Source organism: Tumebacillus permanentifrigoris, assembly GCF_003148565.1.
Lineage (GTDB): Bacteria > Bacillota > Bacilli > Tumebacillales > Tumebacillaceae > Tumebacillus > Tumebacillus permanentifrigoris.
The window spans coordinates 1-18009 of record NZ_QGGL01000010.1 but is presented as its reverse complement, the minus strand read 5'-3'; the positions used below and the strand labels follow the sequence as shown (position 1 = coordinate 18009).

The window sequence follows — 18009 nt, the reverse complement described above, 5'->3', positions numbered from 1 at the left end:
CTTGCTTCCCGCGGTTCCACCCTAGTTGACGCAGCGAGAACTCGCCACGCCCACCTCTTCACGATTTGCAGCTCCGAAACCGCCGTTTCCCTGCCTGCATCCACCGGGCTCACACCGTCCCCGACTCGCTGTTGGATGGAACGACAGGTACTATCTGTTCCTTCATCGCCGCAACATTTTACGTTGAAACTATCTTACCCAATTTGTAGGAACCAAGTCAAGCGGACAGCTAGCCCTTTTTTCTCCCGATCAGCGAAACCGCAAAATCAACACTCCCCCCGCGCAAAAACGGCTGCCGCATGCCGATCGAGACGCGGCGGTCTGCGGTGAAGGTTCCTAGAAAAGGGACTGCATACGCCCCTGCCGCCCACGGTCCAAACGGGGTGTCGAGCGGGACGAAGCGATCGCGAGCATTGCGTGCAACGAGCCACTGGCCTTGGGTCGGATCAACCAGCACGACATCATCGCGCCCGTCCCCATCCACGTCGCCGATCAGCAACTGCCAACGGTCACCCACACCGAACTCGCGCCGCCAGTAGGGGCTCAGGTGCCCAAGCGCTGGAATCAGCCGCTTCCCGTCGCTCAGCGCCACTTTCCAGTCGCCCGTTCGAGCGTTCCATGCCACGAGGTCGGCACGACCATCCCCGTTGAAGTCGCCCGCAGCCACCGTCCAATCTGCCCCCATCACCCAGCCCTTGAGCCAACTGTGCGGCACCATCTCCGACGTACCAGCGTTCCCCGCGACCCACACTTCTTCGAAGTGCGCCCCCGTGCTCAGCGCGACACGCAGTTCGCCGGTCGTGCGGTGATAGCCCGCCACGTCCGTTTTTCCATCCCCGTTGAAGTCCCCGACCAGCGGCACCCAATCCGCTCCAACCGCGAAGTTCTCCAGCCACAGAAAGTTGCGGTCCCCGACCGCTGGCACCAATTTCCCACCCTCGCTCAACGCCACCTGCCACTGCCCACGGTTCGTATCGAGCACGATCACATCCGCCCGTCCGTCTCCGTTCACATCCCCGGTAAACGGTTTCCAATACGCGCCCTGCGCCCATCCGGTCAGCAGGGACTGTGGCTCACCGAGCCCAAGGTTGCGGTTCGGATATCCATCCAAGCGCGCCCGCAGCATCGACCAATTCCCGGTCTCCTGCTCCCAGAACAGCAACTCCGATCGCGCATCACCATCTAGGTCTGCGGTCAACACCACGACATCTGCACCTGGAAAAAGCGCTGTCTTCCTCGCCGACGGGGCAAATGGCACCAAACTTAACAACGGCACGAACGTCCACCCTTGCTTTTTAAAACAACGGATCAAGCGGTGCAGATAGGAGTTCTGGTCATACCTGACGCGCATCTTGCCCCCCGCTGTCGGCTCCAACTGAATAAACGGAAATTCCAAAAACGCATGGAAAAAGAACCCCGCCAGATCCTGTGGCGAATACGTCTCAATCTCCCGGCACATCCGCGCCACATCCTGATCCGGGTGTGAACCGTCCACATAAAAAAGCGGCGTCGGCACATACACCGCCCCGCGATACAACGGCGTGTCGATGTCCTCGAACAGCACGCGTCTGTTCGTCTCGGCATGGCGCGGGTCATTTTCAAAAAACACCCCGACCCACCCCTCCAACACCTGCCGAGCGTTGCCCTCCGCCGCGTAGTGCGGGGCCTCAAACCAGTCCACGGGCACACCTGCATGCTCTGCCGCCGCCAGCCCTGCCCGCATCCGACTCGACGAGTACGAGTGCTCAAACGCCTCCCGCTCCAGATACGCCGCATCCGGCTCCTCCGGCGGGCAATCGCTCTCACACGCGCTGTAGAAAAACTCATAACCTGCCGCACTGACAGCCTTGCCGTATTGGTGTGTATATCCGTGCATGCCGATCGAGCCTCCGCGTTGCCACAAATACTCGATCACACGCAAAAACTTCCGCACGAAGGGATCTGTACGATCCGCGATCGACTTGTCATACCCGGTGCTGGGATCGACAAAGCGCGGAATCATCGCCACCTGAAAAGGCACGCCCTCGCGCGCGAGCAAATCCGCGACCACGCACAGCTTCAGCAAGCGCTCCTCCGTGCCAAACTCCCCGCCCGGCCCAACGTCTTCCAAGCGAATCAGAGCTTTTTTCACATGCCGTCCCTCCCTTTGCCTACGTAAAAAAGTATGCATCTCCCCACTCGTCGGTGCAGCGATGTGCTACACTGGAGAGTAGCAAACGACACGAAAAGAAGGTAGATTTCAATGAACCTAATCTCCATCCTCAACCTCAGCAAAACCCACGGCGAGAAAACGCTGTTTCAAGACCTCACGTTTGGCATCGAAACCGGAGAACGGATCGGTTTGATCGGTGTCAATGGCACTGGCAAATCGACGCTCCTGCGCACGATCGCAGGCACGGAACATGCCGATTCGGGGCAAATTGTACACACCAGCAACATCCGCGTCGAATTCCTACCGCAGAACCCGCAGTTTGATGAGCACCTCACCGTCCTGCAATCGGTCTTCCAAGGCGACTCCCCTGTGTTGCGCCTGCTCTACGAGTACGAGCAGACCTTGACACATCTGCACGCGCACCCAGATGACGAGCAGATGCAGGCGCGTCTGTTGCGCCTCTCCCAAGAGATCGACCAGAACAACGCTTGGGAGATGGAAGCCAACGCCAAAAACATCCTCAACCGCCTCGGCATCACCAACTACGATGCGGTCGTCGGCACGCTCTCCGGCGGACAACGCAAGCGTGTCGCGATGGCGCGCGCCTTGATCCGCCCGGCCGATCTGTTGATTCTCGACGAGCCGACCAACCACATCGACAATGAGACGGTCGACTGGCTCGAAGGCTATCTGGCGAAAAGCAAAGCGGCCCTGCTGATGATCACGCACGATCGATACTTCCTCGACCGCGTCACCAACCGCATCATCGAACTGGACAAAGGCAAGCTCTACTCCTACAACGGAAACTACGCAACGTTCCTTGAAGGCAAAGCGGCGCGCGAAGAGTCGACCGCAGCCAGTGAAGACAAGCGTCAGAACCTGTTGCGTCGCGAATTGGAATGGTTGCACCGTGGAGCCAAGGCCCGCACCACCAAGCAGAAAGCCCGCGTCGATTTCGCAACCACCCTCCGCGATCAAAAAGTGGAAAAAGCCTCCGCACAACTCGACATCGCCATCGGCTCACAACGCCTCGGCAAAAAAGTGCTCGAACTCACCGACGTCACCAAGTCATTTGGTGAGCGCACGCCGATCCGCAACCTCTCACTGCTCGTCGGGCCGGGCGAACGCATCGGCATCGTCGGACCCAACGGCAGCGGGAAATCGACGCTGCTCAACCTGATCGCAGGTCGTCTCCAACCGGACAGCGGCACCGTCGACACGGGCTCGACCGTCAAGCTCGCCTACTATACACAGGAAAGCCTCGACATGAATGAAGAGATGCGCGTCATCGAGTACATCCGCGAAGTCGCCTCCTACATCAAAACCACCGACGGCGAGACGATCTCCGCCGGTCAGATGCTGGAACGCTTCCTGTTTCCGCCCCATCAACAATGGACGCCGATCGCCAAACTCTCGGGCGGAGAGCGCCGCCGCCTCTATCTGTTGCGGATCTTGATGAGCGAACCGAACGTTCTGTTGCTGGACGAACCGACCAACGACCTCGACATTCAGACGTTGACCATCCTCGAAGACTATCTCGACCATTTCGACGGAACCGTCATCACCGTCTCACATGATCGCTACTTTCTCGACCGTGCGGTCGACCGTCTGGTCGCCTTCGAAGGGTCTGCCGGGATCTTCGAGTACCTTGGCATGTACTCGTCCTACCAGGCGGAACGGGAAAAAAGGCTCGCGTCTGCCTCGCCTACAAGTCCCTCCCCAGAGGAACGCGAGAAAACGCAAGCCCAACGCTCAGAGAAACCGCGCGCCCGCAAGATGACGTTCGCTGAACAAAAAGAGTACGAGTCGATCGACGAGCGCATCGCGAGTCTGGAGACGAAACTCGCCGCAGTACAAGCCGAACTCGCCAAGGGCGGCAGTGACTATACACACCTACAACAGCTCACCGATGAGGAAAACCGCCTGACCGCCGAACTGGAAACAGCCGTCGAGCGCTGGGCCGAACTGAACGAACTCGCCGAAGAGATTGCCCGCACCAAAAACTAAGCCCCACCCGCTGGGCATAAAAAAGGAGAGAATCATTCCGTCACAGGAAGATTCTCTCCTTTATGTTTGTGTAGTAGTGATTGGTAGCTTCAATTCAATCAGTCACCCCAGATGAAGACATTCGGAAAAGCTGGAGGTGTACAACCATCAGCCAGATGTTGCGACGTTCCGAAGCCTGCAACCGTTATGAACAGACCAAAAGCTACCAATACGCCAGCCAGTACCACTTTTTTCATTTCTCATATCCCCTTTTAATAGGTTGATACCCCTGTGTTACCCAGCCCCATGTTCACTCTGTCAGCTGTACCCCTACAGCGAGCGCAGAATGCGTTTCATTAAGTCATCGATCCACTTCCGTATCATTGGAGCGAGGCCTCCCTTACCAGTGCTGGATCGGAAATTTCCCCTTGATCCATCCAGCGATCAGGAAAATGCTTTTGTACTACTTCGAGAAAATGATCCACCAATTCGGGGTCGAATTGCGTCCCTTTGCAGCGACGTAGTTCCTCGACAGCCCAGTGCATCGGTAATTTGTCTCGGTAGCAACTGTCTCGCGTCATGGAATCGAAAGCGTCGGCGATGGTGACGATGCGCACCGCCTGATCTAGCTTGGACGCCTCTATTCCGTGCGGATACCCTTGCCCGTCCATCCGTTCGTGATGTGACAAGAGAATCGGCAGTATGGAATCGTAGACGGTTCCGAAATGTCGTAATATATCGTGCCCGACGACCGGGTGTGTCCGCATGTTGATGTGCTCCGCCCGATTCAAGAGCGCTGCTTTTTTCAACACTTGGTCCTGAATGCCGAGCTTGCCGATGTCGTGCAGCAAGGCACCGAAACGGACTCGTTCGATCTCTTCCGGCGGCAGGCCAAGATGTTGAGCCAACCAGACGCAGTAGGTGGCGACTTGAATCGAATGGTTGTAGGTCACGACGTCGCGCGCTTTCAGTGCATGCAGCAATCCCTTGGTGATCGAGCGCCTTGATTCGACTTCTTCTGCTCTTGGCACGATCGAACTTGAGGTGCCTGTATAGACTGGTTGGTTTTCTGATTGAATTTGCGAGTAGAGCGTGATACAGCCTTTGCCGCTGGCTTTGGAGAAATACGCAGCCTTGTCCGCTTGTTTGACCGTCTCCCGAATTTCACAGTTGACATCAAAACAGGTGGCGATCCCGAAACTGAGCGAGATGGACAGCAGATGTCCGTCCAATTCAACAGGCATGCGAATCTGTTCGAGCAACCGTGCAGCGACGATCAGTCCCACTTCCTCCGTGGCGTTTGGCATCAGCAACGCGAATTCATCCCCGCCATACCGCACTGGTATGTCCTGAACACGTGCTTCCACCCGGATTAACGAGGCAACGTAATGCAAGGCCAAGTCCCCTACATGGTGCCCATAGCGGTTGTTGATGTCCTTGAAATTATCGAAGTCCATGATAATCACGGTGTTCGGAACGTGCGGAGCCTGACGCATCTCGGATAACTTTCGCGCGAAAAAGTGACGGTTGTACAATTTGGTCAAATTGTCGGTGTTGGCGACCTTCTCCAAACGGTGGTACAAAAACGCGTTCGAGAGTGCCGCCGCGCCATGTGATACGTAAACGTCGAGCGAGGAATCGATTTCCTCAAGCAAGTCGCGGGGGCACAACAGCGCCATCACGCCTTGCACATTGCCCTGCGCTATCATGGGGCACAACAGTTTGACATGGGTCTGTTCACGGGCTGTGAGCACGAGGCGCTTGCCCGATTCAAACACGTGGGCGATGCTAGAATCGACTTCAGCAGACTTGTCCAATTCAACGTCAAACAACTCGTTGACTTTATACTGCTCGAAATGCTCACCGTCTGCACTTCTCCAGACGATGTAGAGCGCTTGATAAGGCACTTCGTCTGAGACGCGGGCAAACACAGTCTGCAGCGTCGATTCGAGGTTGAGCGATGTGCCCATCAGCAACGCATGTTTCTGCAGGGCTGCGACTTCGTTGACTTTGCGGTTCAACATGCCGTTCGCCGTCTGCAGGGATTCCATATGCTGCTGTACCTTGTTGGTCTGGTCGATGTACAGTTTGAAACTGTAGCGCGCCATGATCAACGGGAGCACGAAAATCATCAAGCCCAGAACGTTTAGCACTTCATATGCACGGTACAACCCGATGCCAATCCATGCGAGCAGCAGGTAGTTGAGCATCGGCCAGCGGTAGTTCTCATTCCAGATTCGCCCCGGCGACTCGTTGGTCGTCAGTGCGATCGCGAACGTGATCAGCGACGAATTCAACGAGTAAAACAAGAGCGGCACCAACAAGAACTCGTACAGCCAGAACATGCCGGATTCTAAGGTGAGGTGCAAGATCTCCCCCGAGATGTACGCCGGGATCGCCAGACACGCGATGTTAAAGATCACTTTATGCGGCTTCAATCGTTTCGGGTACGTTGAACCGACCAACCCGATCGCCACCGAAGTCAGCACCCCGATTTCCGAACCGAGCAACAGCACAGACGCATACGCGATGGAGAACGAAACGGAAACCCACGATTGCTTAGCCAGTGCCACAGGCATCAATTGCACAACGCCCGCCAACACGATAAAAATGACAGCGTCTAGAAAAAAACCTTTTGGAAATTGTTGCAGGGAGTAGGCAACCAATGCCAGTCCGATGATATTGATCGTGTAGACATAGAGTCGAAGCGACGTCTTCAATGAATATCACCTCCTTTATAAAAGGCTTCCTTCTGCTGGGTGTGTATTTTTTAATGTTGTACCTTTATGATAGAACAAAGTATATATTCACGCAATAATTAAAGCCATTCTATTTAAAGAGGTTGTTTCAGTCGATAGCATAAAAAAAGCATGCGTATAGGCCGCATACTTTAACAAGAGTCGCCAATTCTGTTCAACAACCCGACTAAATGAAATTGAAATTTCTCTTGGTCTTCATTTGTACGTTTTTTCGGACCGCGCGTCCGCCCACCGCCGCGCCGGTGTTTGGCAGCGGCCTCGCGCATCTCCAAGAGCAGCGGCATCCCGGCGCTGTCATACTCCGTACCGTTGGGATTGAGCGCAAAACCACTGCGCCCCAGCACCATCGCCGCCAACCCGATGTCCTGCGTAATCACCACGTCCCCCGCCTGCAAGCGGTTGAGGATTGCCAAATCAACCGCTTGGGCGTGGCCGTCCACGACCAGGCGGTTTTTGGCCACCTGTTCGTGATGGACGTTGGTGACCAGCCAGACGTCTAGCCCCCGTCGCTCCCCCTCGGCGATCGTGAACTGCACCGCTCCACGCGGGCACCCATCTCCGTCAATCCAGATGGAGTACATCACTCCGTCACATCCGCGACGTGCTTGCGAATGATCTCCGGCACACTCTGGATCGTGTCCAGGGTGATAAACCGTCTGATCACCGGCACGTTGAGGTCGGCATGGTCGAACGACCAACCGCCTTTGTCTGGCAGATGGATCGCGTGGATGCCTTCCTCTAGCGCAGGACGGATGTCATTGCGCGCCGAGTTCCCGATCATCCATGTGTGTTCGTGCTGGAGATTTCGCTCCTGCATGATCCGCGCCAGTACGCTGCGGTTTTTGTGCTCACTTACGAAGCGGCGCTGCTCCGGGAAGATCTGATCAAGCCCAGCGCGCAAGACTTTTGAAGTCTGAATCTCCAGATCACCACCCGTGTAGAGGTAGAGCTCATGCCCTTCCTTGCTCAGCACTTCCAGCGTCTCGTGCGCGTGTGGGTACAGTTCGACTGGCTTGGTGTACACGCCGTAGCCGATCGCTTCCAGTTCTTGCTCCTCTGCTTGCAACGGCGTCTTGCCGTACTTGTCGCACATCAGGCGGTACGTGGCGACCAACGATTCGGGGAAGCGATGCTTGCCGAGCCCATGTTGCTCAATGCCAGAGAGGTCTATGTGCTGTTGCGTGTCGTCGATCAGTTTGGCCTCAATCGGGTACTCTGTAAAAAACGATTGCATCGCCGCCATAAATTCAGAGCGCGCCTCGTTGAAAAACCGGTTGCAATGAATCAAGGTGTCATCTAAGTCAAACAAGATATGTTGCTTCATTTACAAAATCCCCTCCTCTCGCAACGTATATTTTACCACAAAAAAAGCCGACGAACCGCACGTTCGTCGGTTCGCCGTCCTAGTAGTTGCCGTTTGGGTAGAGCGCCATATACGCAATCCAGAGCGCTACCGCCACGGCGGCACCGACCAACCCCCAGAGGAGGAAGCCTTTGCCGTTCCGGCTAAAGATGGCGGTCAGTGCGCCCATCGTCCACGGTGCCGGGGTGTTCGGGTAGGCCGCGTGGTACTCCTCCTCGATATCGTTATACTCCTTGTGCATGTTCTCTTCAAACTTATCGTCAAAGTTTTTGCGTTCGTTTCGCTTTTGGTCTTCATGGTTCATGAGCCATCACGCCTCCCTTCCACTACTAGAGTCTGCAATTAGTGCATTTTCATTCCCACTCGGCGGATCAGCACCTCGTAGTTGATCTCGAGTTTCGTCTTGGGAAACTCGTCTTCCCAGCTGTTCAACGCCTCGTAGCGATCGAGGTAATGCCCCCGTACTTTATCGCCCAATCCGAACACGTCGACTTTGTACTTGCCCTGCACATCGGCGATCAACTCCTTGGCGCGGTTGTTCATTTCCTTGGTCAATGCGCTCTCAATGATGCGGAACGACTTTTCATCTGTGTAGTCGATATCGCACATGGTCTCTGTCACATCGACTTCCATCTTGACCTTGCTTTGCATGCGAAATGTGTCGCCGTCTGGCATGACCTTGGTTTTAGTATGAACTTTTTTCGGGCGGACGGTGATGTAGCAATGCGAGGCTCCGGCCTGCGGAGTTGGAATCGGGCTCGGAATTGTGATCGTGCCTCCGACTTGATCCTGCTTGATGTTCATCAGCACCCAAGACTGATTCTCCGAAAGTTTCCCGATCATCTGGTCTCCGTGAAACAACGCCAAGCCTTCCCACTTGATCTCTTCGTCATTGCCCCTGATCAGATTGGCTGAAGGCTCAACCCCAGTTGAGGAGCGCTCGATGAACCAATGTCCCAGTGTGATGTCTGGGATGCGGCCTTGCTTGGCACCGTTCTGGATCAGATCCATGACGTAGACGATCGGAATCTGTTCCAACTTCGGGTCGGTATGGAGCATGTTGACCGCTTCGTCCGGTGTGATCAACAACCACAACAGGCGGCGCATCTGTGGCGTGCGGCGCAAGGCATCGATGATGCCCGCCATGTTGTCGCGAGCGACCTCCTCACTGACGGCAATGACGCGGGTATGCCCGTAGAAAAGTTCTTGGTTCAGCCGCTGTTGCAGTCGCCGCAACGCATCGGCCATCGAGAGACCCGTTGACGACATCACCCGGACAGCCGTGCGTCCGCCCTCCCCCGCTCCTCCTCCAGATCCTGCGATCTTGATCGGGATCGGAATCTGTACCGTCACTTTGATCAACTGCTGCGCCGAGTTCTCGCTTTTGACTTTGTCGACCGCAAGGGCGACCACCGAAGTGCGTTCCTCCAGTTCATGGCTGTCCCAACAGCCGGTCAACAGGGTGCTAAACAGGAGCACGACCAGCAAGCCGGACGAAAAGCGTTTAGCTCGCAGCCTGCGCATCCGTCTCCCCGCCTTCCTGCTGGCGATGATCGAGACGACGGATCATCGCGAAGATCAGAAACAGCAACGGCAACAGAAACGTCGTTGCGAATCCTGCGTAGCCGATCCATTCCCAGTAGTGAAACAAGTCCTCTACATTGCGCGGGGTCATCGCAATCAAATACACGGTCCCAAACAACAGCACGGAACTCCACCACGTGCGTTTTTTGCGGGAGATCAAGGCATTCATGATCCAGTTGGCACAGTAAAACCAATTGCCCGCCGTCGTGAACACCGCCGCCACCCAGACGCCCAAGAACACGGCTTCTAGCCGTTCGAGGACCAGCCCCGGCACTTGCGTGGTCTTGACCAACTCCAACGTTGGCCAAGCTTGCCGCGACAGTTCCTCGTAACCGAACGCCATAATGCCGGCAATTACGATCAACAAGTAAATCATCCCCGGCAACAGGACCCCAATCAATTGCGCTCGCAACATGTGTCGGTCATGGCTCAAGTGCGAATTGAACATCATCAACACCTCAAAACCGAATAAACTCGTCATCGCTGTGACTGTCGAATGCAAAATACCCGACATGTGACGCAGGGAAAACAACGGCAGGATGAAGTCGAGATGCGCCGTCTGGTAGGCAGAAACGGCGAGCGCGATGACGGGGATGACGATCAGCAACAGCAAAGTCTCATTGACGCGGGAGACCACCTCAACGTCATAGTACGAGAGGGAGAAACACAACAACAGCATCGTGAGGACAATCACCTCCAGTGGCGTGTTGACGAGCACCGCCGTCACCACCACCTCCCCGAACGTGCGCAAAACCATCCCGGTCAACCACGCCCAATAAGCGAAATAAATCAAGCTGAACGGCATGGACAACACACGCCCGACCCAAGGTTTCTTGCGGCTGCCCAGCAGTTCCGCCAAGATGTCGACGAGCGTCTTGCCAGGAAAACGAACGAGTAACTTGTTCATCACCAACATCCCCAAAAGCGAGATCAAAAGCGCGAACAGGATCGAGATCCAGCCCATCTGATGAGCTTTCTCTGTGGAGGAGCGCGGCAAGGTGAGCACGCTTACGCCGATGATCGTGCTCGCAATGATCGCTGTCATCTGGTAGCTGGTGATGTTGTATTTCGAGGTTTCCTTGTTTTTGGTCGACTTTTTTTGGGTTACGTTGCTCATTTGGGTTCAATGTCCTCCGCCGAAGTGGGGTTGATCCGTCTACTTTCGCGATCTTGTGCGAACTCATTCGGACGCTTTTTCATCTTGTGCAACGGAATGCGAATAAAGCTGTCCCCCATCTGTAGCAAGTTGACTGGCGTGATGGGAGATAGATAGGGTACGCCAAATGATTTCAGTGAACAGAGATGCATGACGATGGCGATGATGAACAACATGATGCCATAGAGACCGAAGGCGGCTGCGAGCAACATGACGGGAAAGCGCAACATGCGCAGTGCGATCGCGGAATTATAACTCGGTGCGGCAAACGAGCCGATCGTCGTCAGCGACACGATGATGACCATGATCGGTGACACGATGCCGGCACGCACCGCCGCTTCGCCGACGATGAGGGCTCCGACGATCCCGATGGTCGGACCGATCGGGCCCGGCAAGCGGACGCTGGCCTCGCGCAGTATTTCGATCGACACCTCCATCGCAAGCGCTTCGATCACGGAGGGAAACGGCACCGTCGCTCGACCCGCCGCCATCGCGATCACCAGCTTTGACGGAATCATCTCCGGATGGAAGGACGTGAACGCGATATAGAGGGAAGGCAGCAACAAGGCCATCGTCATCGAAATTGTTCGAATCAGACGGAGCAACGTCGCGATCAGAAACCGCTCATAATAATCCTCTGGACTGTGGTAGAACTGCGAGAACACAGAGGGTGTGATCAGCGCGAACGGCGAGCCGTCGACGAGGATGATCACCTTGCCTTCCAACAGGTTCGCCACCGCCTTGTCGGATCGCTCTGTGTTTTGGATCAACGGAAAGGGAGTCCAGTGGTTGTCCTCGATGTACTGTTCGATATAGCCGCTGTCGAGGATGCCATCGACCTCAATCGCCGCAATACGGTTTTTGACCTCCTCGACCACACCCGGCTTGGCCAGCCCCATGATATAAATCATCGTCACATCGGTCGCAGTGCGCGTGCCGACTTTGAAATTGTACAAGCGCAGATTCGGGTCTTTAATCCGGCGCCGGATCAGTGCCGTGTTGACACGCAGCGTTTCCGTGAAGCCTTCACGAGGCCCGCGCACAACCGATTCAGAGACCGGCTCCTGCACGGGGCGCTTTTCCCACCCTTGCGTGTTGAGGAGCACGCCTTGCTCCGAGCCGTCAAACAGCAACGCCGTCGAACCGGATAGCACGCCTTTCACCAAGTCGCGACAGTTCTTGGCGATCTGGGCATCCGCTCGCGGTAGGTAGTGTTGCAACACCAGCTTGGGAATCTCCGACTCCTGTATCCTCTCCAACGGGGGCAGTTCGACAGTTCTGATCATCAAAGGCGCGAGGACTTGTTCGTCGATCGTCTCCGATTTGATCAGTCCGTCCAGAAACACCAACCCGGCTCGCAACGTTCGACCTGGCCCCCAGTGAAACTCGCGGATCACGAGATCGTTGCTCTCACCCAACATCAGCTTAACCTCCCGAATCTGGTCGTCCAAACTCGACGCCAATTGTGCATCAGGAAGTTTTTGCATCTGCTCTTCAAACCGTTGCTCTAATTTCTTGTCTTGTTTGAAGTCCTTGAGTTTGCGCGGTTTGATCATCCTGGCCACAAGTCGCCGCCCCCTTTCGTCCCGTTTTTACCAGCCCATGAAAAAAAGGCCACCCTTAACCTGTAGGATGACCTCAAATGGATATTTTATTTGCCCATCATCTCGTCGTACAACCCGTCATAGAACGCGGCTTCTGACAACGCGATCGTCACGCCTGCACGGTAGATCGCCTGTAATTGCTCGGGTTCTTGGAAATCAACCAGCACATCCCGGCAGAGTTGGTAGTGGCGTGGTTCATGCATGTCGGCATGCGCCATCCAGAACCCGACGTTCAACTTGCGTGCGACGTTGTAGTTCGGGTGGCGCAACCCTTCGCCGATCAAACCCATCACAAGGCCTGCAAACAGCTCAGAACCAAGTCCGACCGCCGCCATCGCTTCCAACGTGGTCGCACTGCGCAGGTAATCCAGGAACGCATCGACTGCGCGCTTGGTCGCGGCTCCGACCGGATACTTCGGCACATGCTCGTCGTTGATCTCCACGTCTGGAGCAGCTGATTCGAGGAACGTGCGGTACATCCGCGAGTGCAGGCCCTTCGGATTGCCACGTCCCGCCTCATCCCAGAGGTTGTCGACCAATGGCACCCACCAGCGGTCGAGCGGTTCAACGGCCGCGACGGCCGCGCCCAACACACGTGGGAAATTGCGGCTGTAATAACCGTATTGCAACGCAAACTCGCGAATCTGGGCTGGAGTGAACGTCCCCGCACCCAATGCTTGTAAAAAGCGTCCTCGCACGATGTGTGTCTCCACTTGCTCCATCACCGCGCGCTCCACGTCTTGATAAGTACGCAGTTCCATCATTGTTTCTTGCATCTCTCTCGTCTCCCCATCCTATGTCCTAACCTAACACATTGTAGCAAACCCTCACACACTTGCAAGCAAAAAAAGGACGAAAGGAGCGCTGCTCCCCCGTCCCTTTTTTACCTCTGGTGTACAGCGCGATAGACCCGGTAGCCGAGTCGACGCGAGTATCGCTCCGTCAACTCCTGATGCCCGCGCCAGATCTCATACAGGCGTGGGTCGACCTGCTGAGACGGGTCAAACTCCGGAAGTTCCTGCTCCGAAACCTCCTGTCCAGGGATCGCCGACGCGACGGTTCCGCCGTGGAGGACCGACACATCGGCAAAGCCCGCCCCTTGCAACCGCCCGGTCCACTCCGCTTCTGTGGGAACCTGACGGGTGTTGTAGACGCTGCGCAGCTCCTCTAGCTCCCGGGCCGAGAGCGGGCGTTCGGCTGTCATCTCGAGGTCGAGCAGGACGCCGCCTGGCTTCAACACGCGAGCGTATTCGCCGAGCGCCTTGTTGATCGTCGTGAAGATCGTCACCGACTCGACGAGCACCAGATCGAACGACCCGCTGGCAAAAGGCAACTCGTGCACGTCGCCGCGCACGAGTTGCACGTGCAGATGCTCCCGCTGAAAGCGGCGGCCTGCTTTTTCCAACATCAGCGGGTGCAGGTCGAGCGCCGTCACCTGACAGCCGAAGACCTTGGCGAGATAGGCGGCGGTCTGCCCAGTTCCGCAGCCCGCATCGAGCACACGGCTTTTGCGGGTCAACACTTCCTTCGCCACGACTTCCCGGGTCAGTGCGATCCCCCCTGGGTGGGCACCGCCGATGCCGAACGTCGCCAAAAAATCATGATAGGTAAGGTCTCTCACACTCACTTCTCTCCTCTAGTTGCGATCAAGTTTGTGCCTGTTCCATATGTATGATCACAACGAGAAAAAAAGCTACCCTTTGCGCCAGTTCTTCCAAAGCGCGTAGCCGGTGCCGACCGCCACCATCACGACGAGGATAATCCCGCCCGCCAGCTTCAACCAATCCGCGTGCAGCTCTGCGTAGCGCAGTTGATTTTGCCCTTGGACCATCAGGATGTCTTGTTCGAGTTGGTGGTAGCGGCTATAGAGCCAGCCGAGCAGTCCGAGCTCTGCGAATAACGCGAGAATCAGCGCGAGGCGTGGGTTCATTTTTCTTCACTCTCCGTCCGTCTTTTCAACGTGCGCAAATAGTCGACCAGCGCCTCCATCACGTCAGCGTCGCTCAACGTCTCCACACGATCGCGCGTGGCGCAGTACGGTTCGAGGATCGTCTCGCGCACGTAACCGCTGACGTCCTGTGGCAACGAGCGGATGATGCGACTCTCCTGTGACGCCCCGAAAAAGTAATTGACTGGCTTGTCCAGTCGCTCCGCCATGCCGGCGATCACTTGCATCGAAGGGTTTTTCTTGACCCCGCGTTCCAATTCCCCAATATAGGTCGGTGTCACGCCGACCGCTTCCGCCAATTGTACGGCCGTCAGACCCATCTCCTTGCGGGCCTGTCGAATCAACGTCCCCAACTCCGCCATGCATCCGCCTCCCAAACACACGTTCGTTTTCACTCCAAATAATGACCTACAACGAGCTACAGCGATCCTATCGCCAAATTTTGACCCTCGCCCACTCGACTGAAACTATAGTTGTGTTTATGATAGAAACATCCCTTCCATTCTATCACAATACTCCATCTCACAGGAGGTTCCCCCATGCTAACCCACCCGATTGTCATCCGTTGGCCGAACGAAGACACTGGTAGCTACTTCAAGATCCCCGGCTGCCTCGTCAATGACAACACCGCCTTAGCAATCTTCGATCTCCACCTCGAAGTCCACCTCGTCACCGCAACAGACGACCCCAACGAGTACGACCTGCAATTCGCCTCCAACCCGCTGTTCTATGTAGGCGATGACCTTCCGATGATCTTCCACGACCTTGCCCAGATGAGCCTGTATCAGTTTGCGAGCAAGTACACACACAGTGAGTACTTCCAGCCGGAGCGGGTTTGTTAATACTAGGGGATGATTAGGTAGCTGATGTATATTAACCCAAGAGAACATTGTAGTTTTTAGGTAGTTTCCCATCATCGTAACGTATTCTGCAAAGCGTAACGTATACGAGAAAACGGAGACTACACTCGGTTTATCTTATCACAAGAACAAATGTGCTTGTAATAGAATTGTAAGCCCTTCATCAACGGAGGGCTTATTTGTTATCGAGTCGGTAAATGTTCACGGGTCGAGCGCTAGATGTGCTATGCTCATTCCCCAAAAGAGATAGGGGGCGAAAGGTCTAAACTAGCCCCCCACCCCTCAACCCAGATAAAACTATTGTTTCATTGAACAAAAAAAGCCACCTAAGCGGTGGCGTACTTTGCGTCTAATTCTTGTTTCGTTAACAAGATATAGTCCACAATCATCTCTTCTGTATAATCGCCCTCTTCGTCAAATGCCTCCAAGTTTTCAAGCAGTTGATCTTTATTGCATATCGTTGTGAGGATATTGTGAGGTTCGAAGTCATCCATGAAATTAAGGGATACCTTCATCTCCTCATAAACTTGATAAAATTTATTATATTCAAGTTCCAGATAAACCAACCTCAACACCACATCACGCAAAGTTAAGCGCGACTCAGCAATTAGGGACAGAAGTTCCTCGTACTGAGAATAGAGCGGGGAATTTTTCACAACAACAATATTACCTTTTTCTTCAAGTGCGGTTGCGTATTCCTTCATCCTGCTGTTCATTTCCATGATAAGATTAGTAACGCTTTCCAAATTCATAGTAACCCTCCTTTAGACTAACAACTTGATTCTACATATTCTTACAAATTCCTTCAATCCTAAAGCCACCGTTAGTAGGTGGCTCACAAGCTAAAGTCATCAATAGATGCGTCCATTTCGTCCTGTTCAATCCCTATGTATCTGAGAGTGATTGAAGGCGCAGAGTGACCGAATAGCTTCTGCAACAGTGCTACGTCCTTGTTACGCTGGTAGTGGTGATAGCCGAACGTCTTCCGCATGGTATGCGTCCCAACCTCTTCCAGACCGCATTGTTTTGCAGCGTTGTTCAAAATTCGGTACGCTTGCTCTCTTCCAATGGGCTTGTCACCTTTACGAGAGGGAAAGAGGAGGTCAGTGTCTGCCATCCCTTCGGTATATTCTTCAACGATTGATTGCATCGTGGTGTTGATCTTGAATCGCTTCTCTTTGCCTGTCTTCTTCTCCCGAATGACGATGTGCGTCCGTCCACGAACGTCAGCTACGGTTCGTGGCAGTAGATCGGATACTCGAAGTCCCACGTTGATACCCATGACGAACAGGAACCAGTCACGCATGGATTGACGCTTCAATGTGGCTTTCATCTTTGCAATGTCTTCTGAATTTCGAATCGGTTGAACGAACTCCATCTTCAACACCTCTATCCAATATGTTGTATTCAATGCAATATTATCATGCTTTGTGTTGCATTCATCCGTACTGACCGACCAACTCAGCATCTTCAACCGTAAAAGGGTAATTCTTTAGCAGTATAGTAATATATTCACATGTACTATCATTCTAATAATCTATTCTTATAGTGGGAATGAGTTACCCTTTTACGTTCTCACCACCAACGACCCATGCCAACGTCCATAGCCTTCGCGAACAGCTCTCACGTAAGCGCGAAGGTACGACAGAGTGGGAGGGCGCACAATCTTGCCCCTTGCATATAGACATGCCCTAATGAGCCTTGTACGGGACGTTAGCCGAATACCGTAGTCAGCATGTCATCGACGATCTTACCAATCACCAAGAACTTACACGGATTTAGCCACTTACATCAATTTCGTCGTCGAGAAATAGAAACACGGTTGCGGGGAGGTAGTGATACGTCCGATCTTCGACAGTAAATGACCACACCGACAGTGCTTACTACAGTGTGCATAAATTCATTTAACTAAATAATTGGCGTTTAAAATTCGACTTGTAAAACTTGCCAAAAAAAGTATAATTGTAGTGATAACTTACAAGGAGGTCAGTAAATTGAAGAAATCAACTTCTCTAATTGCCGCGCTCATAGCTGTCGGTGTAGCTGGCGGTCTATACTTTGGTGTTTCCAAGTCCGAAGCGTCCGCTACTCCCGAACTGGAAGCAAAAAAAACAGCAATTACTTACTTTGATGCTGTCGTGAACAAGAACGTTGAGGAAGCCACCAAGTACGTCAAAGACGTTCGCTTCAAAGACCATGACGAGTTGGCATCTGCCTACAAAACGATGCTTCAAAACGATCCTGTTTACGACTACAAAATCCATTCTGTCAAAGTTTCAGATGCAACTCATGTTGTCATGGATTTCGAGTATGACTCGAAGGAGCTTGGAAACCAACGTTTCACAACGAAGATGGTAAAGGATGCAGACGGATGGAAAGTTGTATTCGATGAAATTGAAACCATCGACCGTACAAAAAATAAGTCAATCTGAAAGGAGAATTGGAATTGAAAAAAGCTTTCGTCTCTCTTGCACTTGCATCTTCTTTCTTGCTGACCAATCATGTTACTACCGCCTTTTGATGTCCGAAAACTGACGGTAACTTTTGTCCAAGAGTTGACGTGAATCATGACCGCGTGATCATAGCAAACCCTGTTA

The 18009-nt window shown here is 54.1% G+C and carries 18 protein-coding genes; 3 read left to right on the top strand and 15 right to left on the bottom strand.

The genetic code is table 11. From position 1 onward, the window contains the following. Window positions 1-229: 229 nt before the first annotated feature. A complete protein-coding gene (locus C7459_RS12420; RefSeq protein WP_170119442.1) occupies window positions 230-2131 on the bottom strand; it encodes a DUF2334 domain-containing protein in 1902 nt (633 codons plus the stop codon). A gap of 111 nt (window positions 2132-2242) precedes the next feature. On the opposite strand from C7459_RS12420, the gene C7459_RS12415 reads away from it, so the two are divergent. After that, entirely contained in the window at window positions 2243-4159 is a 1917-nt protein-coding gene (locus C7459_RS12415; protein WP_109689629.1) for an ABC-F family ATP-binding cassette domain-containing protein, read from the top strand. Between the two features lie 98 nt (window positions 4160-4257). Here C7459_RS12415 and C7459_RS23335 read toward each other — a convergent pair whose 3' ends face one another. From C7459_RS23335 to C7459_RS12360, 12 genes are all read right to left on the bottom strand, one after another. Then, a complete protein-coding gene (locus C7459_RS23335) occupies window positions 4258-4395 on the bottom strand; it encodes a hypothetical protein (RefSeq protein ID WP_170119441.1) in 138 nt (45 codons plus the stop codon). Window positions 4396-4518: 123 nt separating this feature from the next. Next, window positions 4519-6858 carry a diguanylate cyclase gene (locus tag C7459_RS12410; protein ID WP_109689628.1) on the bottom strand — a complete coding sequence of 780 codons (2340 nt, stop codon included), beginning with the start codon at window positions 6856-6858 and terminating at the stop codon, window positions 4519-4521. A 170-nt stretch (window positions 6859-7028) separates the two neighbouring features. After that, complete coding sequence (locus C7459_RS12405) at window positions 7029-7478, bottom strand: DUF188 domain-containing protein (RefSeq protein ID WP_109689627.1); 450 nt, start codon at window positions 7476-7478, stop codon at window positions 7029-7031. Further along, a complete protein-coding gene (locus C7459_RS12400) occupies window positions 7478-8221 on the bottom strand; it encodes an HAD family hydrolase (RefSeq protein WP_109689626.1) in 744 nt (247 codons plus the stop codon). Before C7459_RS12400 ends, C7459_RS12405 begins: the two co-directional genes overlap by 1 nt. 79 nt (window positions 8222-8300) lie before the next feature. Next, complete coding sequence (locus C7459_RS12395) at window positions 8301-8564, bottom strand: hypothetical protein (RefSeq protein WP_109689625.1); 264 nt, start codon at window positions 8562-8564, stop codon at window positions 8301-8303. 38 nt (window positions 8565-8602) lie between these two features. Further along, window positions 8603-9784 (bottom strand): Ger(x)C family spore germination protein, encoded by a 1182-nt coding sequence (locus C7459_RS12390; RefSeq protein WP_109689624.1) that lies wholly within the window; start codon window positions 9782-9784, stop codon window positions 8603-8605. Further along, window positions 9765-10961 (bottom strand): GerAB/ArcD/ProY family transporter, encoded by a 1197-nt coding sequence (locus tag C7459_RS12385; RefSeq protein ID WP_109689623.1) that lies wholly within the window; start codon window positions 10959-10961, stop codon window positions 9765-9767. The genes C7459_RS12390 and C7459_RS12385 overlap by 20 nt, the downstream gene beginning before the upstream one ends. Further along, window positions 10958-12556: a spore germination protein gene (locus tag C7459_RS12380; RefSeq protein WP_109689768.1), complete on the bottom strand. Its 1599-nt coding sequence runs from the start codon at window positions 12554-12556 to the stop codon at window positions 10958-10960. The genes C7459_RS12385 and C7459_RS12380 overlap by 4 nt, the downstream gene beginning before the upstream one ends. Window positions 12557-12651: 95 nt before the next feature. Then, window positions 12652-13380 (bottom strand): iron-containing redox enzyme family protein, encoded by a 729-nt coding sequence (locus C7459_RS12375; RefSeq protein ID WP_245884516.1) that lies wholly within the window; start codon window positions 13378-13380, stop codon window positions 12652-12654. Between the two features lie 107 nt (window positions 13381-13487). Continuing rightward, window positions 13488-14225, bottom strand: a complete 738-nt coding sequence (locus tag C7459_RS12370) for a class I SAM-dependent methyltransferase (RefSeq protein ID WP_170119440.1) — start codon at window positions 14223-14225, stop codon at window positions 13488-13490. 72 nt (window positions 14226-14297) lie between these two features. Continuing rightward, the gene (locus C7459_RS12365) at window positions 14298-14534 is read right to left on the bottom strand and encodes a hypothetical protein (RefSeq protein WP_109689621.1); all 237 of its coding nucleotides are present in this window, start codon (window positions 14532-14534) and stop codon (window positions 14298-14300) included. Beyond that, a complete protein-coding gene (locus tag C7459_RS12360) occupies window positions 14531-14914 on the bottom strand; it encodes a helix-turn-helix domain-containing protein (protein ID WP_109689620.1) in 384 nt (127 codons plus the stop codon). Before C7459_RS12360 ends, C7459_RS12365 begins: the two co-directional genes overlap by 4 nt. 177 nt (window positions 14915-15091) lie before the next feature. Here C7459_RS12360 and C7459_RS12355 point away from each other — a divergent pair, with 177 nt between their 5' ends. Then, window positions 15092-15394 (top strand): hypothetical protein, encoded by a 303-nt coding sequence (locus tag C7459_RS12355; protein ID WP_109689619.1) that lies wholly within the window; start codon window positions 15092-15094, stop codon window positions 15392-15394. Window positions 15395-15738: 344 nt separating this feature from the next. On the opposite strand, the gene C7459_RS12350 is transcribed toward C7459_RS12355, so the two are convergent. After that, window positions 15739-16164 (bottom strand): hypothetical protein, encoded by a 426-nt coding sequence (locus tag C7459_RS12350; protein WP_109689618.1) that lies wholly within the window; start codon window positions 16162-16164, stop codon window positions 15739-15741. 83 nt (window positions 16165-16247) lie between these two features. Further along, window positions 16248-16790, bottom strand: a complete 543-nt coding sequence (locus tag C7459_RS12345; protein ID WP_109689617.1) for a site-specific integrase — start codon at window positions 16788-16790, stop codon at window positions 16248-16250. A gap of 616 nt (window positions 16791-17406) precedes the next feature. Between C7459_RS12345 and C7459_RS12340 the strand changes: the two genes are divergently transcribed. Continuing rightward, window positions 17407-17844, top strand: coding sequence for a hypothetical protein (locus C7459_RS12340; protein ID WP_109689616.1), 438 nt, complete (start codon window positions 17407-17409; stop codon window positions 17842-17844). Window positions 17845-18009: the final 165 nt, after the last annotated feature.